Source organism: Wolbachia endosymbiont (group A) of Sicus ferrugineus (genome assembly GCF_947251515.1).
Classification (GTDB): Bacteria; Pseudomonadota; Alphaproteobacteria; order Rickettsiales; family Anaplasmataceae; genus Wolbachia.
The window spans coordinates 659,228-679,672 of the sequence record NZ_OX366370.1 but is presented as its reverse complement, the minus strand read 5'-3'; the positions used below and the strand labels follow the sequence as shown (position 1 = coordinate 679,672).

Sequence of the window (20,445 nt, the reverse complement as noted above, 5' to 3'; positions counted from 1 at the left end):
TATACCTTATTAGCATACTTATGAAAGAATGCAAGAAAATATTAAGCGATTGTTGAAAGATTGTTTTGCCCATTTAGGGAAGACAGCCTTGTATGAGTCGAAGGATAAGTCATATATGGTACAAGTATTAAAGCAAGAGCCAGATAAATTATACGAGATTGGTGAAGGACAATTTGTGGAAGAGATGCTTTTTCTTGAGGTAAACGTTTTTGATGTACTGAGGCCGATGGTGGGAGATATTTTTGTTATTGATGGTCGTAAATATAAAGTATATTCTCCACCGCTGCGAGATAATTCAGGAATAGTATGGAATATAAAATGTACAGTACTTGGAGAGAAGGATGTTTAACATTGAGGTTAATGAAAATATTGAGAGGATTATTCACAACATTGATGCTAACAAAGCCAAAATAGAATTGGCAGCGGTAATAGCACTAAACAAAACGGCATCATGGTTAAAAGCGCAAGCAACTAAGGAAATCAGTGAGGAAAAGAGAATAAAATTAACGGTAATAAGGAAAAGACTAAGGGTTGTTAAGGCTAATAGAAATACATTGACAGCTTTAGTTAGAGCAAACCTCTATGATGTAAAGGTATCATCAATTGGAAGAATGAAGCAAGGAAAAAAAGGGGCAGAAATTGGAAAATATCAGATTACAGGAGCATTTATAGCAACGATGCCAAGAGGTTATAAAGGAGCTTTCAAACGCGAGGGAAAAACAGCATTACCAATAAAGGAAGTTAAATTGCCATTGGAACCTGAAGCTTCAAGGATAATAGAGAATTTTGTTAATTATGAAGTTGAGGAAGTGTTTGAAAAGTTCTTTGAAAGTGAATTGAGTTATATTACAAGAAATGTATGAATTTTAAAGATTTGCATAATGCAATCTGCACTACGCTGAAGAGAGAAATACCAGCAATTCAAACTTGTGAGGTTTATCCAGCAATAAGGAAAGAATTGATAGCACCAGCGTTATTTGTAGAGCTTGTGAGTTTAGAATCGGGAAAAGATTCAGGAACGGAGGAATTGGCGCTGAGAGGTAGATTTGAAGCAAGAGTGATAGTTGATAGTACAATAGAAAGTGCACCGATAATTGTGAGAGAATTATCAGCGGAAGTTGCAAGAGTAGTAAATAAGAATACTTGGGAAACGGAAAAAATTTCGCCAGGAGAATTTATATCTGCGGAAACAGATGGATTTAGGCCAGAATTGGATGCATATTTAGTATGGATGGTAGACTGGGTGCATGAGCTACACTTAGGAAAATCAATATGGTCAGGAACTGGTATCATACCACATACAATAAGTGTTGGCGAAAATGTTAGACCATAATTTTGCAATTTCAGAGCTAAATAGAAAATTAGCGAATATCATTCGTATAGGGCTTGTAAAAGAAATAGATTATGAAAAAGCAAAAGTAAGAGTGAAAATAGGAGAATTTTTAACAGATTATTTACCGTGGATAACGAGCAAAGCAGGAAAAGATAGAGATTGGTCTCCTCCAGATATCGATGAACAAGTAATAGTATTTTCTCCTCTTGGAGAACTATCATTAGGAGTAGTATTGCCAGGAATATATCAGGAAAAATACCCTGAACCAGAGAATAAAAAAGAAATGAATAGTGTAAAATTTCAAGATGGAACAAAATTGTTATATGATAAAGAGAAGCATCATTTAGAGATTGAGGTAGTGGACAAAATAACACTAAAAGCTGGAGAATCAAATATAGAGATGACAAAGAGCGAAATAAACCTAAAAGCAAAAAGAATAAATCTAAATTAAATAGAAAAGGAATGAAAAAATCAGTTGTGCGAGTAGGAGATTATTGTGTAGAAGCAACACCGCATTTCTGCATTAGCGGCAGTAACAATGTTTTTGTAAATGGTAAGCCAATGTGCAGACAGGGAGACAGTTTTAGTGAAGGAAGAGCATTAACTGAAGGATCAAAAACAGTATTTGCAAATGGTCTTAGTGTAGGAAGAGTAGGAGATATAGTTTCATGTGGGTTTAAAGTAATAAAAGGCAGTGAAAGCGTCTTTGCAAAATAGAAATGAAGGGAATGGATGCTAAAACAGGTAAGGCATTAGAAGGTTTGGAGCATTTAAAACAATCAATTACTGATATTTTAACCACTCCTATTGGATCACGTATTATGAGAAGAGAGTATGGATCAAGATTATTTGAATTAGTAGATAAGCCAGTAAATCGTGATTTTACACTAGAAATTTACACAGCAACAGCAGAAGCACTACAAAAATGGGAAAAGAGATTTAAGTTAGAAAAAGTAAAAATAACAGAAGTGAAAGAAGGAAAAGTAACGCTTGACCTAGAAGGATTGTACTTACCAATGGGGGAAAAGATTCGCTTTGATAGAGTTGTGGTATAAAGATGGAGCAGCCTAACATTATTGAGCCACTGAACTTCGAAGAAATCTTTTCACGTATGAAGGAGGAGTTGATACGTCGAGACTCAAGTTTTACAGCATTAGTAGAAAGTGACCCAGCGATGAAGGTATTAGAAGTAGCAGCATGGCGAGAACTTTTGCTGAGAGAAAGAATAAAAGAAGCGGTAAAAAGTAATTTACTGAAGTTTGCGACGGGAAATGATCTTGATAATTTAGCTGAATTTTACGGAGTTGCAAGGGAAAAAGAAGAAAAAGATGAAAATTTTAGGAAAAGGATTAAAGCAAAAATAGTAGGCTGGAGTACTGGAGGAAATTATCGGTATTATGCATTATCAGCAGATACGAGAGTAAAAGATGCATTAGTAGAATCACCTGTACCAGGAAAAGTACAAGTTTCGATCTTATCAACACAATTATCCACAACTGGCATACCCCAAGAAGAATTACTAGAAATTGTCAGAAATCAACTAAACAGGGAGGATGTGAGGATTTTAACAGATACAATAGAAGTGGTAAGTTGCAATATTATAGAAGTAGATATCCACAGTAAAATTAGCATTAACAGACCAGACATCATTGAAACGGTGAAGAAGAAATTTATCGAAAAATTTGAAACAACGAAAAGATTAGGATGGAAAGTAACGAAATCATGGATTATAGCCAACCTGTTTGTGGATGGGGTAGAAAACGTAGAATTAATCGAGCCAAGAGAGGATGTTGTGGTACTGGGGAATGAGTGTGCTATTTTGCAAAGCTTAAATATTGAACTAATGGGTAAAAGTTAATGTTATTACCCCCAAACGCAACAAAGCAAGAAAAAGCGCTGGTTGATGCAATAGACTACAAAGTAGAACCAAGCAGGATAAGAGGATTTAAGTTTAATCCTAAAAATGAAATATTGCCATGGATAATAGAGGAATATGGGTTAGAAGAGATTCTGCGTTGGGCAAAAGAGAAAAGAAGAGCGATAAAAGAAGGAATAAAATTTCAGCGTTTAAGAGGAACACCAGCGTCACTGAAAATAGCATTAAAATGGGCAAGTATAGAAGATATTACGATTATTGAAGAGCCACCTGGTAAACATTTCTTTGAATTACAGATAGGGATAAGAGACGTACCAAATGATTTTTTTGTTGATGCAGTAGTAGAGCTGGCAAAACTATCACTGCCTGTAAGATCCAGATTGATGAGGATTTTTAACGATTATTATAATGCGCAGAGATTTATATTGGATGAGAGTTTATTTGGAGATCTTCTTTCTGACTATTCGGGGGTAAAAATAGAAAAAGATGGACCAGTGTTATCATTTGGGAGAGTAAATTTTTTCAGGTCTAGTGGTCCAGTTATTAGGATTATAGAAAACTATCTACGCGATCATTATGAACGAGCTTTAAGCAATGATATATATCGCCTAGATGTAGCAATACTTGGAGAAACCGAGTCCCACATGAAGAATTACAGAGGCATCTATGAAAGAAATCATGTGTGGTATAACTTCAAAGCGCTATATCCGCTACCACAGAGCTTATTACCGGCAATTAAGTTTGCTAAAGCGCAGATAGTATTGTCGGATAGTTGGAATTTGGGAGAAATAAACGCATGTTTTCCGGTTACGAGCGTAGAAGAGGAAGGGGATAAATTTTTACTAGGAAGTAGCAAACTATCTGAACAACTGTGGAATTTAAAATACAAGCCAATTTTAGAAAGGTTTAGCGTTACTCATCATTACAAGGTAGAAGATTTTACCAACCAAAAAGTTATAAGATTTGGTATAGCAGAGCACTATGTTCATTATGAAAGCGATTTAGATTTAAAACAAAAGGATGCAATACATGAATTAGAAAGTTACATTTTGGTGTTTTACCCAGGTGTACTAACGTGGCACGAACATCGACATTTGAACAGGTCCTGGGAAGAAAAACAACCTATATGCTTAATGAGTTAAATACATATATTTACATCTTCACATAATGCATTAATATTCGGTAAAAGTGTGTGTTTTTTGAAAAAAAGAAGTTGCTTTTCCATGCCAAGACAGCTATAAATTAGGTAGGTGTAGGTAAACATAACAAATTGATCTTGCACTGAAGTGAGCCAAATTGGCCATTTTATGTATGTTTTTATAGTGAAGTATGAAATGAGGTTTAGCAAGGAAAAGAGAGAAGCTTTTAATAAGTCATTTTATGAATTATTAGAGAACTCGTTTAAGAATATTAATGAAAAAGATGAAAAAGGAGAAACGATACTACATAAGGCAGCAAGAATGTCGACAAGAGAAAAAGTAAGTTTTCTAGTCAAGAAAGGAGCGGACATCAATGCAAGAGATAACAAAGGTTTTACACCATTGCACTGGGCAGTATTTGCGAGAAATTTAGAAAATGTAAAAGTGCTGATAAGGGGAGGAGCAGAAATAAATGCCACTCAATATATCAGCGGATGTGCGCCACTGCACTCTGCATGTAGGATAGGGGCAGGAATTGCAATAATAAAAGAGCTAGTAAAAGCAGGAGCTGCCATTAATCAACTGGATAAATATGGTGCAACACCAATGTATTATATATGGGAGAGTGAAAGGTATTGCCTATGGGATAATGGAGAGAATGAAAAGGCGAGAAAATTCATGAGAGAACAAGGTGGAATAACAAAAAGTAGAAAAGTGACATGCTATGAAATAGAGAATTTAGTGGAAGAAATAGCATATATGTTGGATAGAAGCTATTTACCAGAGTTAAAAATAATAGAGATAAAAGAAATAAGAAAGAGAGATAAGGCGCTAATAAGGGAAGAGTGTAAAAATTTAGCAAGCAAGATAATGTGCAAAGTGAACGAAATGATTGATGAGGTGGTGAGAAGGAAAGCTTAAAAAAGGGACTTAATTTTAAAGAAAGGTGGGGTAGATTATGATAAAGCTTGGTAAGAAAGAGGCATTTAATAAATCTCTATTAGAGAACTCATTTAAAAGTGTTTATGAAAGAGACGAAAATGGAAGAACAGTTCTACATTATGCAGTAGACGCAAAAACAGTGAGGTTATTAGTTGAAAAAGGAGCGAATGTGAATGCAGCGGATGTAGGAGGATATACAGCACTGCACCTAGCGGTAACGGAGAAATGTCTAGAAACCGTGAGAGAATTGATAAAATCAGGAGGGAATGTAAATGCGGAAGAATATGGAAATGAATGCATACCGCTACACCTTGGATGTATGGTAGATGAAAAAGAAATAGTGGAGGAACTAGTGAAAGCTGGAGGAGAAATAGAGCAAGGGGATGAATGTGGGATGAAAGCAATGGATTATGCAAAAAATAGCAAAGAGATAACCGAGATATTGAAGAAAGAAACAGACAGAATTGAAAAGTTATTTGAGAATTTGTGAGAGGCTAAAAATATGGAGGAAGAAACAGAAAAGAAAGTAATGAATTTAGAGAAAAAAACGTTAGAAGAGCTGAGGAGAATGTGGAAGAAGGTATTTGGGGAAGAAGCGCCTAGATACTCAAAGAAATATCTGGTACCAAGATTAGCATATAGGTTGCAAGAGGAGGAGTATGGAGAAATATCAAGAAAAGGAGCAAAAAGACTAGAGTATCTGGCAGATCGGCTAGAGAAGGGAAAAAGAATAAGTAGTGACAAACTTCCGGTAGCAGGAACAGAGCTAATATTAGAAAGAGGAGAAGAGATGCATGCGGTAATGGTAACAGATAGGGGTTTAATCTACAGAGAAGAGTTTTATACGTCATTGTCAGCAGTAGCAGGGAAAATAATGGGAATGAGTTACAACGGACCTTTATTGTTTGGAATGCGTGATAAAAGTGGAAGTTGAGAATGTTAAAAGAGGTAAGATGTGCAATATATACGCGAAAATCAAATGAAGACGGTCTAGAGCAAAAGTTCAACAGCTTGGACGCGCAACGAGTAGCATGTGAAAAGTACATAAAAAGCCGAGAAGGCTGGGTAGTATTGGCAAAAAGATACGATGATGGAGGATATTCAGGAAAAAATTTAGAAAGACCAGCGATAAAGGAGTTGTTTGAAGATGTAAAGGCAGGAGAAGTAGATTGTGTAGTAGTATATACATTAGACAGGCTATCAAGGGAAACAAAAGATAGTATAGAAGTGACATCATTTTTTAGAAGGCACAGAGTAAATTTTGTAGCAGTAACGCAGATATTTGACAATAATACGCCAATGGGAAAGTTCGTACAAACAGTGTTATCAGGGGCAGCACAACTAGAAAGAGAAATGATCGTAGAGAGAGTAAAAAACAAAATAGCAACATCAAAAGAACAAGGATTATGGATGGGAGGAACTTTACCGCTTGGGTATGATGTAAAAGATAAAGAATTAATAATAAATGAGAAAGAAGCAAAGACAGTGAAGCATATATTTGAAAGATATTTGGAGCTGAAGTCAATGGCAGAATTGGCAAGGGAGTTAAACAGAGAAGGATACCGAACAAAGAGATTTGAAGCAAAGTCTGATGGAGGAGAAATCTTTAAAAAAGCAACGGTAAGGAGAATAATAACAAATCCAATATATATGGGAAAAATAAGGCATTATGAGAAACAATATGAAGGAAAGCATGAAGCGATAATAGAAGAAAAAAAATGGCAAAAAGCGCAAGAATTAATAAAGAATCAACCGTATCAAGGGAAAAAATATGAAGAGGCACTACTAAAGGGAATAATCAAGTGCAAGAGCTGTGATGTGAATATGACACTGACGTATGCGAAAAAGGATAATAAGAGGTATCGATACTATATATGCAATAACCATTTAAGAGGAAAAGATTGTGGATCAGTGAACCGAACAGTAGTAGCGGGAGAAGTAGAAAAAGAAGTGATGAAGAGAGCAGAACGCCTATATGAAAATTTGGAAGAAAAAGCGGAAGAGTGGAAAAATTTAAGTTTTGAAAAACAGAAAGAAGTGGTGAAGAAATTAATAAAGACAGTATGGATGAGAGAGGATGGAATAGATGTCTGTTCTGAGTCAGAGGAAAAATTTATACCAATGAGTTTAAAAAAGAAAGGAAATAAATGCACAGTAATCGAACCAGAATGCAAAACAGATAATGCACTACTGAAAGCAGTGGTAAGAGCCCATCTGTGGAAACGGCAGCTAGAAGAAGGAAAATATAGAAATGTGAAAGAGCTGAGCGTTAAAATTAATATAGGTACAAGACGTATACAACAAATTTTAAGGTTAAATTATTTAGCTCCAAAGATTAAAGAAGACATAGTAAATGGGAGACAACCGAGAGGTTTAAGATTAGCTGATTTAAGGGAAATACCAATGTTATGGAGTGAGCAGTTGGAGAAGTTCTACGGACTGGCGTCTTAATTTATAAAAGCAACAGGAGATCAAAAAGCTAGAAAACCGATATTTCAAAACAAAGAATCTATGGTATGCAGGTTGATGAAAAGAAGTTTGGGTAAACCAGTGCTACAGAAATTTACACTTAATTATGTAATAAAAGTCATTTATCGCAAAAATTCATATTTTATCCAATCGAAGCGGGGAATTTGAGCGGATAATTTTGTTATAATTAACTAAGAGCTTGTCAAGTTACGATCGTATCACGTCTGCCGTTAATAACTATTTCACCTATCGCAACTGCTGCAAAAACAAAACAATAATATACTTTTGTTAGTACGATAATGGGTGACAGAGAAGCAATGCTGCTTGCTAGTAATACTTGAGAACCATAAGGTAAGATACTTTTTGTAATCGAAGTAAATACCTCTAATAAGTACGCACTACGGTGTGGTGCAATGTTATATCTTTGTGCAAGTCTTTTTGCAATATTACTAGTTAATAAAATAGCAACAACATTGCTGGAAACTAAAATAGTAAACATAGATGATATTCCTGCAATCATAAGTTCAGCTTGACTTTTCGTAAGATTCACCTCATCGGTGAATTTATCTATCTTTTTCTGACTGTATTCGTACATTAAGTGGCTTAATCCACTACTGAAGAGAATAAATATCATTACTTCATTCATCTTATTAAAACCCCTACATATGTCATGAGAATATTCAATAAGAGAATAATCAAAAAAAGCTGTTCCTAATATCCCGGCAATAACCATATTAACAGCTAATGTTACCAGAGTGTTTATTTCAAATAAACCCATAATTATTAAAGATATATAAGGTACAATTTTGATTACGGATAAGTAATTCAGACTTGAGATAGAAACAACTTCTGTACTATTTGAAATTATTACTAGATAAATAAGTATTATAACACCTGTAACAGATCCTGTCTTGAGGGTCAGTTTTAGTTTATCCTTTACTGAAGCTCCTTGTGAAGAAGTAGCCGCAATAGTAGTGTCAGATATCATTGAAAGATTGCTGCCAAACATAGAACCACCTATAACGGCTCCAACGCCTACCGCACAATCAAAAGCTCCATTTTGTGCTAGATTCACAGCTATTGGTGTTATAAGTGCAACAACTCCGATTGATGTGCCAATTGCACTTGAAATAAAAGCAGAAACCACAAACATTCCAGGAAGTAATAATCGTACTGGAAGAAAGCAAAGAGTTAAGTTAGTAATAACATTTATACTACCAAGTGATTCAGTAACAGTGGAGAATGATCCAGCAAATAGAAAAATCAAACACACGGTAAGAGTAGTTTTATTACCCATACCTTTTATAAGAGTATCAATATTGTGCTGAATTTTGTTTTTATTGAGTAGAACAGCGAAAAATAATGCTGATAATAAGCAAACTAACGGTGAAATTTGATGAAAAGGATTATCAAGTCCGATAAAAGAAAAATAAATACCACTTCCAAGGTATAAGACTAGAAAGATAATTAGAGGAAGAAATGCAGCCACTTATCATAGTTAAACAATTTAGAAGTATACCAGACTAAGCTATTTAAAACAATCACCAGTATTTTGCTTCTGCTATTCTCTGTACGAAGTTAAAGGTATATCTATTTTCATAATAACTCAATCAGAATTAGATACGTATCCACTGTGATAGTGCAAGCAAGAGGGAGCTATCAAATTACTTTGAGAAGAGCGATAAGACAGCGAGCCTAAAACTGGAAGCTCACCACCTCATGTACACTACTTTACATCAATTTTCTTAATATGTTTTTCCGACTTAGGTACACTTATATGTAATACTCCGTCTGAGAAATTAGCAGATATTTTATCTTGGTCTACATTAGCTGGAAGTTGAAAAGACCTATAGAAAGAACCATGATACCTCTCACGATGGTAATATTGTTTATCTTCTGACTCTTTTTCGCATTTCTTTTCACCTTTCACTATGAGATTATCGCCAGAGACACTAATATCTACATTTTCTTTAGAGATACCTGGCAATTCTAAAGATAGGCGATAGTTTTGCTCTGTTTCATACAAGTCACAAGCTGGCAATACACTACCATCTCTTCTGAGAAGTCCAGGGCTAGCTACCATAAAGAAGCTATTGACCAACAGCTTTTTGCAGACCTCTTAAGCTAAAATTATCGCGATTATTGTTTTTATTTGAATGAACTAGATTACTCATGTTACACCTCCTTATCGTTACTTGTGCATTATATAATCATTCTATTCACTAGTTTCAATACTGTGTGATATAGTTAAAATAAACGTGGACGAGATTTTCTAAAACTAAATTGATGTCACGCTTTTTAGTAATACTTGGTTTACTGATTACAGGGATAGGTCTTGTTTATCCTCTAATACAAAGACTTGGCGTAGGTAACTTGCCAGGCGATATCTATATTGAAAAAGGTGTTTTATTTTCCGATCACTACTGCAATTTTGATAAGCTTTATAATAAGCCTCGTTATACTACTAATGAATAAGTTTCGTTAGTGGAATTGAATTTCTGCCAAAGTAACCTTCGCCTTAATATCTCACAATAGGCAACACTGGAGAAGTTTAAGTCATGCAGGTGTAGTTTAGAAGTTTTTAGCAAGTATCAAATTTTACTCAAAGTGTTAGAATTTTGTGTAAAAAAAGATATTGACTTGTGATCTTATGATAACTAAGGTATACTGATTAATGATGAGAGGGTAGTATGCCAAGTTTTTTTGATAATTCGGTAAAGAAACAGATAGAACTAGCAATTTATGAAGATGATCATAAGTTAGTCCAGATTCTCTTGGGATCGGAATTTTGTCAGCTTTGGCAATATTGGTGAGCACATGCAATGATTTCGTATAACATGTTAGCGATAGAACGAGATACACAGTGTAATTTACCTTTAAAAATTATCGAAAGGCAAAGAGAGAGTTTAGAAGGGTCGTTGGAATTACTTAGAAGTAGAAAGTGAGCGTTAGACGAAGGTGGGCAAGTTGTTCCGTTACGAGAGGAAGAAAGACGCTTAACTGATATGCAAGATTTGATTTCTAAGCTATTTAGAGATGCACGTCAAATAGCTGAGGATCATAAAAGAATTATAGAGCAAGAAAATGTACCAGGTACAAATTTTCTATACTGTACTCAGAATGAGGCTATCATGAGCGAAAGCAATAGCACCGGTGCAGTTGGAGGCAATGAAGTAGGTATTCCAGAGTACACAGCTCATTCATTACGTAATGTAAGAGCATTCACTCAGTTACATTTTGTAGAAGGGTGTAATGTTATCATTGATGAAATGGAAAAGATGATTGTAAGCAAAGTATGGGAACAAACTAATTTCTCTACTAAGGTTGGGGACTATTTAAATGAAATAAGTAATTATATAGGTGGCGAAAATGGTCAGGTTTTAGATGAAGCTGTAAATTACATACCAAACAACAGGTACTCTGATCTAATTAGAGGATGTTTAGCAGTGTTTAGGCCATTAGTTAATGGAATGCAAGTGGTAAACAACTACATGAATAATAATTTACAAAATATAAGTTGTGTAGACAGTAAAATAAAGGAAGTAAGTGAAGTAAACAGTAAGCTCAGTAGTATTGCAGCAGAAAAGAGTGGATTGAAAAAGAGGCTATTGGAAGCAAGGCAAGAAGTAAAGGAAAAAGCAGTTGATAGAATGACAGACGGGAAGTTATTTGATAAAGAATTTGTACATACGATGTATGAAAAATTGTTAGATTACTATCTAATGAAAGCGAGGGGAGATCAAGAGAATGTGTTATACAGTGATATAAAAAACAATGGTGTAGATGAGGTAAAAAGGAAAATTCTCAACCAAACTAAGGAGGTGAATGTTGACACTACTCATGATCTATTAAAATATGCATTGGATAAAAAGCGGGAAGCTAGTGTAAAAGTAGTCAGTGTGTTGCTGCTCAATCTTGCTCATGCTGGGGATCTTTGTAAGAGTCATATAGAAATATGTCAAAATGAAGAAGTAAGGAATTTAAGCAAAAAGTCAAATAACACAATAATGATAGATGTGCACGATAGTTTATTTGATTTTGATGATAAGTTAGTAAATTTAGTATCGGTATTTCCAACAAAAGAGGGTAATTTTGACAAAAGAGGCAGTGAAGATAAGATTATGCTGGAACAAATAGGTGGAAAGAAATACAAGGATATAGTTAAGGAGCTAAAAAGATTAAAGGATGAATTAGAAGAGAAGAGGAAGATATGGGAAAATAAAAAGAATCGAAATGAATGGCGGATTTTTAAACCATCTTTTATGGTTTACGATTTGATTTATCAAGGTCTGAGCAAAGGACAATATTCAGTGATAGATAGCCAAGCTGTAGAGTTACATAGAAGGGCATTGTATGCAGATCAGTTTGCTGATGAAGGAATTATGTATGATCATGTAAAAAAAACGAGAGAAGGAGATGTAACAAGTGATAAAGAGGTAAAGAAGTATATAGAACGTTTATATGGGATTGCAAATCAAGGCTGGGGGGAAGCAAAAGGACAGTATACATTTGGTAGCTTTTTAGAGGATACTGGTAGAATGGCAGATGAGTTAAGGAAGCGTAAATTACAAGAGAAAACTGAAAAGGTTGAACGGGAGGCACGAGCAAGACAAAGTGCAGAGCAAAAAGCAAAACAGTTAGAGCAGGAATTGGAACAAAAGAACTCAGAGAAAATAGCAATTAGAGCTTGTTGTAGAAAATTAGCAAAACTTGATGAAGAGCTACAAGATGCAGTAAGTAAAGAAAGTGAAGACAAAATTGTAGAAGCAGCCGTAGGTTGTACGAGGGGATCTCCAGAACAGGTAATTGATGCAATAATAGAGGAAATAAAGATTAATAGAGAGCAAATAATAAGAGAAGGGAAAGTAAGTGTTGGAGTAATTGAAGCAGGTATAAGAAGTTTCTCAAATCAGGGTACTTCACTAAGTGATGTAAACGTAAGTCATGGTGTAAATGCAGGAATGGGGAGAAATTGATGAAGTATGCATCTAATTTACCTGAGTGGCAAAAAGATGTTGTTAAGTTTTTATCAAACCATAGAAAGTATCGGATATTTGGGTGGGAGTTTGGTCCTACTTTGTTAGATTATCTGTACAGAGTAAGAGAAAATAAGCAGCCAGATTATGCAAAAAATGGATTGATTATAACTTACAGTATTACTCCTGTTGTGGCAATAATTTCATTTGCATCGACACGTAGAGCAACATTTACTGCTGCGGCAACTCTTGGGGTAATATTATTTGGGGTGCTAATTACAGTTGCTATTGATTATCAGAAGACGAAAAGAAAAGATACTGGCGGAGTAGCAAGTCAAGAATGTTGCCTTAGATTACTGGAAGGACTTGATGAAGTACCAAAGTATTGGTGGTGGCCGTGGGGTAAGAAGGTAAAAGATATTGAAGTAACTGAGGAGAAAGTAGAAAGGGCTTTAAGCTATAGTGATAATTCATTTATTGCACGAGTGATGTATTCACTGTTTACGAATGTAAAACTACACCAACTTTATATTGCAAAGTATGGTTATATTTACAATTATCAAGAATTAATGGAGGGAAAAATGCCTAATATTTCTATTCCAAAACCTGTTAAGGATGGATTTAAAAAAGCTAAAAATAAATCTCAAGAAGCCTACAGTGCGATTAGTGATGGCCTGAATAAAGCTGAAAGTGGTGTAGGTTCAATTATTTCTTCTACAGTCAAAAATGAAGAAATTACAGATGAGCTGGAAGCAAGGTCAAGTAACCTAATAAGGAGAATCTTCAGCGTAGGGGATGAAACTACTGTTACGGTTAAAAGAGGACTTGAGTCATTTAAAATGGAGTGGTTGCCGCTATATTTAGATAGGAGTTTAGCAGCTGTAAGAGATGGAACAAAAACTATGGAAGATCATAATAAATACTTTAATGAACAAGTTAGAGAGATATTGAAGTTATCGAAAGTCTACCATCCAGACAAGCAAGGACAAGAAGTTAATAAAAATAGTGAACAGATTTTAATTAACAATGTGACTCAGGCACTAAGGAATATACACGATTATATTACGAAGGATACAAGCATGGTTAAAAACCTTGTTGTGTATAGGTTGTTTGAGGATGCACCAATAAAAAATGTAATAGATCGCGATGCTTTACAAGTAGTGAACATAGTGGCAAAAAGTGAATTAAGTAGCATAGCTTTTTGGGAAGGTGAAATATTAATGAGGGGAAGAAATGAGTATTTAAGTAGTGCAAGGAGTTGTTTGGAAGTATTGAGCAAACTGCCAAAAGATGGAAATGTAGTAAATGATGTGAGGAAGGAATTTTATGAAAGTTATAAAAGATACAGAAATTTATATCGAGAGAAGTGGATAAAGAATCTGGAAGAGCTAAGCAAAAGGTGCATAGGGGTAAAAGAACTAGAGATAGTGAAAGGTGATATAGATATGTTGTTAAAGGAGAGCAAGGAACAGTATGAAATATTAGGAGGAAATCAAAGATTATTGGAAGGAAAGGCGGATAGAGTGTTTATAGAGCCAATATTAGAGTATTATAATTTAATGAATTATATTTTACTTTTTTCAACGTTACAGGTGGAAAGGGTATAGACGAATGCTATAGGGGGAAGAATTCAATTAGTGAAGAAGAGAAGCAGAATATAGAAAAGCTTTCATATCAAGAGTTGTTGGAGTCTGCATCAGATAGTTGCAATGAGTTAGCAGGCAAGTTAACGAGAGATAAGAGGGTAGAGTTATCAAATCAGGGAAGAGAGAGCAGAACAAAAGAACTAGGAAAAGTTTTATTTAAGTTGGAGCGTGGGGCAAAGTTGTTGGAAGAGAAATTTAAGGAAAGGAAGACGTTAATGGAAAGAGAAGAAGAAAGAATAGAAGCAGAGAGGGAAAAGAGGGAAGAAAAATTAAGAGAGTTGCAGAAAAGGATTGAGCAGGATGTGCAGGCAAGGCAAGAGGCAGAACAAAGGGCAGAACAAGAGGCTCAAAGGGCAGAACGAGAGGCTCAAAGAGTAAAACAGCTAGAGCAGGCATTAGAAGAAAAAAGCTTAGAGAGGATAGCAATTAAGGTTTGTGCTAGTAAATTAGCAGGTCTTGATGAAGAACTACAAAGTGCAGTAAATGAGGAAAGTGAAGACAAAATTGTAGAAGCAGCTGTAGGTTGTACAAGTGGATCTCCAGAACAGGTAATTAATGCAATAATAGAGGAAATAAAGATTAATAGAGAGCAAATAATAAAAGAAGGAAAAGTAAGTGTTGGAGTAATTGAGGCAGGTATAAGAAGTTTATTGAATCAGGGTACTTCGCTAAGTGATGTAAACATAAGCCATGGTGCAAGTGCAGGGACAAGGAGAGATAGTGGAGCTGGCAAGAGAAGTAATAAATTTGCACAAAGCACCCTAAAGCAGAGCAATTGTATCGTATATTTTATTGCGCAAAATGTTCTGTTTTATGTATAACCAAAGCCTCTCAACAGGATTGAGTTCAGGTGAATATGGAGGTAGGTATATAATCTCAATATTTTTAGCTACCTTTAAATTTTTTGACTTATGCCAACTAGCACAGTCCATAACAAGAACAGCTTCTCTTGTCCCTAGATATTGCGACATTTGCTCAAGAAATACATTCATGCAATCAGTGTTAACATTTAGTGCAAATAAGCTAAAACTCTCTCCATTTTTAGGATTAACTGCACTGTAGAGATAAAAATTATGCCTACCTAATTTTATTTTAACCCGAGTCCTAGTGCCTTTTTTAAACCATCCATGCCCAACTTTCGAATGTGTGCCAAACCTTGATTCATCAAAGAAAAATAGCTCTTTTTCTGGATACTTGCCAATAACTTCATTGAGATTTTTTTTTGAATTCCTCTTGTTTACTTTTATCTTGTACGTTGTGTACTGGTCTTGGTGTAATATATGAAAATTTCATCTTTTGCATATGGCGGTGTACTGTAGATTTGCTGATATTTAATCCGAACTTTTCCTGGATTCTTATTCTCATTTCTTTAATGGTAATATTAGGATTTTCTTCTATACATGCTTCAATTTGCTGTAGTTGAGCCTGATTTAATTTAGTTTTTCTACGGCGTGATGGAGGAGCAAACAGTTTTTCTTCTCTGCCAAATTTCAAGAGTTTTATCCACGAAGTTAGTGCGCTTCTTGAAATTCAATATATTTTTGCTACAGCCGTTATACTATGCTTTTTTGCCACAATTACAGCATTTAGTTTTTTTGAAACATATGCATTGTTCCTTACTTTCTTCAGCATTTCTTTTGCTGATTCTACTACTTTTTCATCCAATAATTTTAATCTTAATGCCATTTATACCTCAACTATTTTACTTGCTTCATTATGGCTTTTCTTCCATCATTGTCCATCTGTTTGCCTTGTAATGGGAATTGGTATTACTGATGAAGGATCAACATTTGCTTTGTCCAGTAAAGGCATCATTTCTTTCTGCAACATTTGCTCGATTTTACCTTTAAAAGACATTGAGAATTTCTCCTTTTGCTCTAATGCTGGACAAGCTTTTTCTGCATATGAGTACAGCATACCTGAGATTTCATGATAGTTTCCCGCTATGACTTTCTTAAGTACACTTAATTGTACTTCTTGAAAATTAATTTTTAATTGTTGTACCGATATACCACAACGAAAAGCTGCTTGTTTTAGTTCTGCTTCAAACTTATCTACGATATTTAATGAATAGCCTTGTGCCTCTTGCAAAGAAATCTGTTTATCTGCTGAAGAAGTATACATTTGTCTTTTACCTCTCTTGGCCAGCAACATATCAGCTAATAACGCTAACTATGGATTAGCCGATAAAGAAAGAGCTGGAGATAGAGGGCTTTTTGGGTTGCATGGAATATGAAATGAGTGTAGAAAAAATGTGAACTAGGAAGTTAACAGGGGATCTATGGCGAGTATCTAATCTGTTTTTCAGGTAACCAAAAAACGTTTCGATGATAGATCTTTTCCTCAGGAGAATCTTCTCATTTAGCGAGATTAATGCGTTTTTCATACCTTTTTTTATCTTGGTAACAAGCTTTAAATTTCTATCAAGTAATTGTAGAAATAAATCTTTTTGGATATAACCTTTATCCCCAAGTAATAAACCTACTAGCTTTTTGGTCAGATTCGGAACTGGTTTTCTATCGTCAACATTACCTTTTACCCCTTGAATTTCACCCTTTTCATTGATTACCATATGTAGTTTGAACCCATAAAACCAGCCATAAGAACGCTAACTATGGATTAGAAAGAGAGTAGAGAGAGGAAGAGAAATAGGGTAAAATCCAGTATTTTAGCAATAATAGGAGGTTACCCAATGAATAAAAATATAACAGAATTATTTTGTTTTGTAGATGATTATTGCAAAATAATAGATGAGAATTTTGCAAGTAGATTACTACCCAATGGTAAAAAACCTAGAAGAGTACCTGAAATAACGTATTCTGAAATTATAACAATAATCTTATTATATCAGCAATCTAGATATGAAAACTTTAAATCATTTTACATATGTTACTTAAAGTTGCGAAATAGGTCAGACTTTCCCAAACTACCTTCGTATGATAGGTTTATTGCTCTAAAACCTCGGGTTCTATGGTATTTTGTTTAACATTGAAACAAGAGTCTGTTGTCGTTTAATCTGCACAGATTGAAAATAAATGAATACCTTCAATACCATGATAAGGGGGGCTGGCGGAGTTTGTTAAGTAGGTTTTTTCGTCTCTATTCCCAATAAAAGTTCGTTATTGGTTATGCAGGAAGTCTAATACTGTCGTAAAAGGAAGTTTTCTTGTGCGTGTGAAACTTTTTTTCCAACACAATGGATCTTCTGAAAAGTTTTCGAGTATATTGTATTTTTAATTTGTAAAATAAGATTTTTCCCTTTTTGCATGTTTCACCTAAAAAGGACACATTTTAAACTTTTTTACAGAAACAACAGCGTTTTTTCTTCACTCTTTAGATAATTTAATGTGAAAAAATTTAGAGAGAAATTTTACACACAATCGCAGACATTTTTCCTTAAGTTGACGCCATTGAGTGAACGGTTACCTTAATTAGAAGTCTAGCTTTAACTTTAAATGGACTACTCAACCGTGACAGACTTAGCTAAATTTCTTGGACAATCGGCATCTAACCCTTTTTTTGCTGCAGTAAAGTAAGCAAGGAATTGCATAGCAACACTGTAGATGATTGGAGAGATAAAATTATCAGTGTCTGGAAGTTGCACCACATCTGCGCAAACTCCCCTTAGGAATGGCGCTCCTTGCTTATCACTGAAGGCAATTACTTTGCCTTTTCTTGTAATAATCTCTTGTATATTAGATAGCGTTTTAAAGAATAAACTATCATAAGGGATAATTGCTATAACAAGCACAGTAGAGTCTATTAAAGCAATAGAACCATGCTTCATTTCCCCTGCTGCAATACCAATGGTATTAATGTATGAAAGCTCTTTTATCTTCAATGCGCCTTCCATTGCAACTCCGTATGAACTTCCTCTGCCGATTAAAATAACGTTATTGTGTTCTAATATACTGCCTGATATATGTTGTATTTTCATCACATTCAAAACGTGCTCAACATACTCGGGAATAGAATTGATAGCACTGCTTAGCTGTTTTATTCTCTCTCCACCCAGTATACCTTTTATTTTTCCAAGCTCTACGGCAAAGCATGCTAAAGTTGCAAGTTGCGCAGAAAAGGTTTTTGTTGAAGCAACACCAATTTCTGGCCCAGCAAGAGTATGTAACACAATATCTGAGATCTTTTCAATGCTGCTGTTAAATGTGTTAGTTATACTAATGATTGTTTGCTTCTGTGATTTCGCATAACGCAGCGCTTCTATGGTATCTGCAGTTTCGCCAGATTGAGAGATGAATAACCCAATGCTGCCTTCTTCTAGCTTGACGCTGCTATACCTAAATTCTGATGAGATTTCTAGATATACTCGAACTTGAGCGACACTTTCCAGCCAATATTTTGCTATTAGCCCGGCAAAATAAGATGACCCGCATCCAACTATAGTAATGTAACTCCGCTCAGAAAACAATTTTTTGTTGAACTCTTTATATTGCTTGTAAAATTGATTTATTGTTTTGTTTAATGCACGCGGTTGCTCAAAAATCTCTTTTAACATGAAGCTAGGATACCCATTTTTGCTAATTAGAAAATCACTTGGACTACTATTTTCTATACTACGTTTAACTTGTGTACCATTGTTGTATATACTAACTCCACTAGATTTTATCACTGCAATGTCACCATCTTCCAAATACGATATTCTTTCCACAAATGCACTTAAAGCATTAGAGTCAGATGCAGCAAACACTGTGTTACAGTTATAGCCTATTGCTAAAGGCAAATTTCTCTTCGCAACAAATAAGGCATCTGGATATTCTGCAAATAATAAGACCAAGGCAAATGAGCCATGTAAGTTGTTTAAACACTTAAATAGAGAATCAACTGGCGACAATCCTTCATCAAGATATAAGGTTAGCATATTTGGTATGATCTCTGTGTCAGTATCAGTATGGAATAACATTCCCCTTTCTTCTAGACCATTTTTTAGCAGATTGTAATTCTCAATTATGCCGTTATGAGCAACAACAACATTATTTGTATGAATGGGATGAGCATTTTTAAGGCCTGGAACTCCATGTGTAGCCCAGCGAGTATGTGCTATACCAACTGTACTGTGAGACATCTTGCTTTCATCAACAACTTCATACAATCTTTTAACTTTACCTTCTGATTTTTTGACTTCTATCTCGCCTTCGTTATTTATGATTGCTATACCTGAGGAATCATATCCCCTATATTCCAATTTTTGCAACCCAGTTAGTAAAGTTGGTATTACTGAATCACCGCTACTTACTACACCAAATATTCCGCACATAAATGGATCACCAAATGAACTTTCTTTTAAAGTTATGCAGCATTTTTGCCTTTATCATCTTTTCCCTTTTTACTTTCCTCTGGTGGTTGATTTTTATTCTTTTTATCACTCTTTTCGATTTTGCCTTTTTCAATTGGTTTAGCTGCCACTTTTTGAGTTTCTTTGTTTAAAACTTCAGATATAGCGGACTTTAGGACTTTCACCTCAACTTTTGGTGCTATTTCTATTATAAATTGTGCATTTGCCTCATCAACTTTATTAACTTCACCTATTATCCCGCCAGAAGTAATGACTGTATCACCACGTTTTATTTGATCTATAATTTTTCTATGTTCTTTTAGTTTTTTGTGGTTTGGGCGAATAATGAGAAAATAAAATACCACAAATATTAAAATCAATGGAATAAAACTAGCAAAAGATGCGCCGATACTTGATGCATTGCTAGTTGCATCTGCTGCAAAAACTTCAGAAATGAGCATATTTAATCCTAATTGTTAATGATAAAAACAAACCTATTTAAGTATTAATTACAATACCATGCCATGTCAAGTCTGGTGAAAACGTTTCTAAATACCGGCAATAATATTGCGGATTTTAGATTATGCTAAAACCAGTATGGCGGGAGTGATGAGACTTGAACTCACGACCTCATGCGTGACAGGCATGCGCTCTAACCAACTGAGCTACACCCCCCTAATTTCTTTTTAGCGTTTTCGGGCTTCGACTTTAAAGCTAATAAACATGTTGCCCTTTGTCAATATTTTTTGTTTGCGCTTTGCTGTCTTTTCTATT

At 34.9% G+C, this 20,445-nt stretch carries 20 protein-coding genes, 1 tRNA gene and 5 pseudogenes; 17 read left to right on the top strand and 9 right to left on the bottom strand.

Features of this window, described 5'->3' with window-relative positions; all coding sequences use genetic code 11:
• Positions 1-28: 28 nt before the first annotated feature.
• The 12 genes from OPR24_RS03540 to OPR24_RS03485 all read left to right on the top strand — a co-directional run bounded on the left by OPR24_RS03540 (position 29) and on the right by OPR24_RS03485 (position 7,741).
• On the top strand, positions 29-349 hold the full coding sequence (locus OPR24_RS03540) for a head-tail joining protein (RefSeq protein WP_265032617.1): 321 nt from the start codon (positions 29-31) through the stop codon (positions 347-349).
• Entirely contained in the window at positions 342-863 is a 522-nt protein-coding gene (locus OPR24_RS03535) for a phage tail protein (RefSeq protein ID WP_265032614.1), read from the top strand. The genes OPR24_RS03540 and OPR24_RS03535 overlap by 8 nt, the downstream gene beginning before the upstream one ends.
• Positions 860-1,333, top strand: a complete 474-nt coding sequence (locus tag OPR24_RS03530) for a hypothetical protein (protein WP_265032613.1) — start codon at positions 860-862, stop codon at positions 1,331-1,333. Before OPR24_RS03535 ends, OPR24_RS03530 begins: the two co-directional genes overlap by 4 nt.
• Positions 1,320-1,784, top strand: coding sequence for a phage baseplate assembly protein V (locus tag OPR24_RS03525; RefSeq protein ID WP_265032611.1), 465 nt, complete (start codon positions 1,320-1,322; stop codon positions 1,782-1,784). The genes OPR24_RS03530 and OPR24_RS03525 overlap by 14 nt, the downstream gene beginning before the upstream one ends.
• Positions 1,785-1,795: 11 nt before the next feature.
• A complete protein-coding gene (locus OPR24_RS03520) occupies positions 1,796-2,050 on the top strand; it encodes a PAAR domain-containing protein (RefSeq protein WP_265032609.1) in 255 nt (84 codons plus the stop codon).
• Between the two features lie 2 nt (positions 2,051-2,052).
• The gene (locus tag OPR24_RS03515) at positions 2,053-2,388 is read left to right on the top strand and encodes a GPW/gp25 family protein (RefSeq protein ID WP_265032607.1); all 336 of its coding nucleotides are present in this window, start codon (positions 2,053-2,055) and stop codon (positions 2,386-2,388) included.
• 2 nt (positions 2,389-2,390) lie between these two features.
• Complete coding sequence (locus tag OPR24_RS03510) at positions 2,391-3,191, top strand: baseplate assembly protein (RefSeq protein WP_265032605.1); 801 nt, start codon at positions 2,391-2,393, stop codon at positions 3,189-3,191.
• Complete coding sequence (locus tag OPR24_RS03505; protein WP_265032603.1) at positions 3,191-4,351, top strand: phage tail protein; 1,161 nt, start codon at positions 3,191-3,193, stop codon at positions 4,349-4,351. The genes OPR24_RS03510 and OPR24_RS03505 overlap by 1 nt, the downstream gene beginning before the upstream one ends.
• Before the next feature lie 192 nt (positions 4,352-4,543).
• Complete coding sequence (locus OPR24_RS03500; protein ID WP_265033993.1) at positions 4,544-5,269, top strand: ankyrin repeat domain-containing protein; 726 nt, start codon at positions 4,544-4,546, stop codon at positions 5,267-5,269.
• 37 nt (positions 5,270-5,306) lie between these two features.
• Entirely contained in the window at positions 5,307-5,780 is a 474-nt protein-coding gene (locus OPR24_RS03495; protein WP_265032601.1) for an ankyrin repeat domain-containing protein, read from the top strand.
• A 12-nt stretch (positions 5,781-5,792) separates the two neighbouring features.
• Positions 5,793-6,224 carry a DUF2924 domain-containing protein gene (locus tag OPR24_RS03490; RefSeq protein WP_265032599.1) on the top strand — a complete coding sequence of 144 codons (432 nt, stop codon included), beginning with the start codon at positions 5,793-5,795 and terminating at the stop codon, positions 6,222-6,224.
• A 2-nt stretch (positions 6,225-6,226) separates the two neighbouring features.
• A complete protein-coding gene (locus tag OPR24_RS03485; RefSeq protein WP_265032598.1) occupies positions 6,227-7,741 on the top strand; it encodes a recombinase family protein in 1,515 nt (504 codons plus the stop codon).
• A 220-nt stretch (positions 7,742-7,961) separates the two neighbouring features.
• Here the strand turns inward: OPR24_RS03485 and OPR24_RS03480 are convergent, their stop codons facing one another.
• Together OPR24_RS03480 and OPR24_RS03475 are read right to left on the bottom strand one after the other, a co-directional pair.
• Positions 7,962-9,248: a Na+/H+ antiporter NhaC family protein gene (locus OPR24_RS03480; protein ID WP_265032597.1), complete on the bottom strand. Its 1,287-nt coding sequence runs from the start codon at positions 9,246-9,248 to the stop codon at positions 7,962-7,964.
• 237 nt (positions 9,249-9,485) lie between these two features.
• On the bottom strand, positions 9,486-9,842 hold the full coding sequence (locus OPR24_RS03475) for an Hsp20/alpha crystallin family protein (RefSeq protein ID WP_265032596.1): 357 nt from the start codon (positions 9,840-9,842) through the stop codon (positions 9,486-9,488).
• 203 nt (positions 9,843-10,045) lie between these two features.
• On the opposite strand from OPR24_RS03475, the pseudogene OPR24_RS03470 reads away from it, so the two are divergent.
• The 4 genes and pseudogenes from OPR24_RS03470 (at position 10,046) to OPR24_RS03455 (ending at position 14,342) form a co-directional block, all read left to right on the top strand.
• Positions 10,046-10,244: pseudogene (locus OPR24_RS03470) on the top strand (DUF2905 domain-containing protein).
• A 205-nt stretch (positions 10,245-10,449) separates the two neighbouring features.
• A complete protein-coding gene (locus OPR24_RS03465) occupies positions 10,450-10,572 on the top strand; it encodes a hypothetical protein (protein WP_265032592.1) in 123 nt (40 codons plus the stop codon).
• A gap of 192 nt (positions 10,573-10,764) precedes the next feature.
• Positions 10,765-12,735: a hypothetical protein gene (locus tag OPR24_RS03460; protein ID WP_265032590.1), complete on the top strand. Its 1,971-nt coding sequence runs from the start codon at positions 10,765-10,767 to the stop codon at positions 12,733-12,735.
• Positions 12,735-14,342, top strand: a complete 1,608-nt coding sequence (locus OPR24_RS03455; RefSeq protein ID WP_265032589.1) for a hypothetical protein — start codon at positions 12,735-12,737, stop codon at positions 14,340-14,342. Before OPR24_RS03460 ends, OPR24_RS03455 begins: the two co-directional genes overlap by 1 nt.
• 707 nt (positions 14,343-15,049) lie before the next feature.
• On the opposite strand, the pseudogene OPR24_RS03445 reads toward OPR24_RS03455, so the two are convergent.
• From OPR24_RS03445 to OPR24_RS03435, 3 genes and pseudogenes are all read right to left on the bottom strand, one after another.
• A pseudogene (locus OPR24_RS03445) lies at positions 15,050-16,067 on the bottom strand (IS630 family transposase).
• Positions 16,068-16,112: 45 nt separating this feature from the next.
• A complete protein-coding gene (locus tag OPR24_RS03440) occupies positions 16,113-16,505 on the bottom strand; it encodes a latrotoxin-related protein (RefSeq protein WP_265032587.1) in 393 nt (130 codons plus the stop codon).
• Positions 16,506-16,560: 55 nt separating this feature from the next.
• Positions 16,561-16,986: pseudogene (locus OPR24_RS03435) on the bottom strand (transposase); the annotation flags it as partial.
• Positions 16,987-17,073: 87 nt separating this feature from the next.
• Between OPR24_RS03435 and OPR24_RS03430 the strand changes: the two are divergent.
• Positions 17,074-17,358 (top strand): annotated as a pseudogene (locus OPR24_RS03430) (IS982 family transposase); the annotation flags it as partial.
• A 154-nt stretch (positions 17,359-17,512) separates the two neighbouring features.
• Here the strand turns inward: OPR24_RS03430 and OPR24_RS06520 are convergent.
• From OPR24_RS06520 to OPR24_RS03415, 4 genes and pseudogenes are all read right to left on the bottom strand, one after another.
• Positions 17,513-17,649 (bottom strand): annotated as a pseudogene (locus OPR24_RS06520) (IS4-like element ISWosp8 family transposase); the annotation flags it as partial.
• 192 nt (positions 17,650-17,841) lie between these two features.
• A complete protein-coding gene (gene glmS / locus OPR24_RS03425; RefSeq protein ID WP_265032585.1) occupies positions 17,842-19,653 on the bottom strand; it encodes a glutamine--fructose-6-phosphate transaminase (isomerizing) in 1,812 nt (603 codons plus the stop codon).
• 32 nt (positions 19,654-19,685) lie between these two features.
• Positions 19,686-20,132: a preprotein translocase subunit YajC gene (gene yajC, locus OPR24_RS03420; protein ID WP_253302548.1), complete on the bottom strand. Its 447-nt coding sequence runs from the start codon at positions 20,130-20,132 to the stop codon at positions 19,686-19,688.
• Positions 20,133-20,269: 137 nt separating this feature from the next.
• A tRNA-Asp gene (locus tag OPR24_RS03415) sits at positions 20,270-20,346 on the bottom strand.
• Between the last annotated feature and the right edge of the window lie 99 nt (positions 20,347-20,445).

Bases quoted from the DNA above. Each gene is read 5' to 3' on its own strand.
- OPR24_RS03515 (WP_265032607.1), top strand. From the start codon at position 2,053: ATGAAGGGAATGGATGCTAAAACAGGTAAGGCATTAGAAGGTTTGGAG.
- OPR24_RS03495 (WP_265032601.1), top strand. From the start codon at position 5,307: ATGATAAAGCTTGGTAAGAAAGAGGCATTTAATAAATCTCTATTAGAG.
- OPR24_RS03525 (WP_265032611.1), top strand. From the start codon at position 1,320: ATGTTAGACCATAATTTTGCAATTTCAGAGCTAAATAGAAAATTAGCG.
- OPR24_RS03490 (WP_265032599.1), top strand. From the start codon at position 5,793: ATGGAGGAAGAAACAGAAAAGAAAGTAATGAATTTAGAGAAAAAAACG.
- OPR24_RS03540 (WP_265032617.1), top strand. From the start codon at position 29: ATGCAAGAAAATATTAAGCGATTGTTGAAAGATTGTTTTGCCCATTTA.
- glmS (WP_265032585.1), bottom strand. From the start codon at position 19,653: ATGTGCGGAATATTTGGTGTAGTAAGTAGCGGTGATTCAGTAATACCA.
- OPR24_RS03520 (WP_265032609.1), top strand. From the start codon at position 1,796: ATGAAAAAATCAGTTGTGCGAGTAGGAGATTATTGTGTAGAAGCAACA.
- OPR24_RS03535 (WP_265032614.1), top strand. From the start codon at position 342: ATGTTTAACATTGAGGTTAATGAAAATATTGAGAGGATTATTCACAAC.
- OPR24_RS03485 (WP_265032598.1), top strand. From the start codon at position 6,227: ATGTTAAAAGAGGTAAGATGTGCAATATATACGCGAAAATCAAATGAA.
- OPR24_RS03510 (WP_265032605.1), top strand. From the start codon at position 2,391: ATGGAGCAGCCTAACATTATTGAGCCACTGAACTTCGAAGAAATCTTT.
- OPR24_RS03455 (WP_265032589.1), top strand. From the start codon at position 12,735: ATGAAGTATGCATCTAATTTACCTGAGTGGCAAAAAGATGTTGTTAAG.
- OPR24_RS03505 (WP_265032603.1), top strand. From the start codon at position 3,191: ATGTTATTACCCCCAAACGCAACAAAGCAAGAAAAAGCGCTGGTTGAT.
- OPR24_RS03500 (WP_265033993.1), top strand. From the start codon at position 4,544: ATGAGGTTTAGCAAGGAAAAGAGAGAAGCTTTTAATAAGTCATTTTAT.
- OPR24_RS03440 (WP_265032587.1), bottom strand. From the start codon at position 16,505: ATGTATACTTCTTCAGCAGATAAACAGATTTCTTTGCAAGAGGCACAA.
- OPR24_RS03465 (WP_265032592.1), top strand. From the start codon at position 10,450: ATGCCAAGTTTTTTTGATAATTCGGTAAAGAAACAGATAGAACTAGCA.
- OPR24_RS03475 (WP_265032596.1), bottom strand. From the start codon at position 9,842: ATGGTAGCTAGCCCTGGACTTCTCAGAAGAGATGGTAGTGTATTGCCA.
- yajC (WP_253302548.1), bottom strand. From the start codon at position 20,132: ATGCTCATTTCTGAAGTTTTTGCAGCAGATGCAACTAGCAATGCATCA.
- OPR24_RS03530 (WP_265032613.1), top strand. From the start codon at position 860: ATGAATTTTAAAGATTTGCATAATGCAATCTGCACTACGCTGAAGAGA.
- OPR24_RS03460 (WP_265032590.1), top strand. From the start codon at position 10,765: ATGCAAGATTTGATTTCTAAGCTATTTAGAGATGCACGTCAAATAGCT.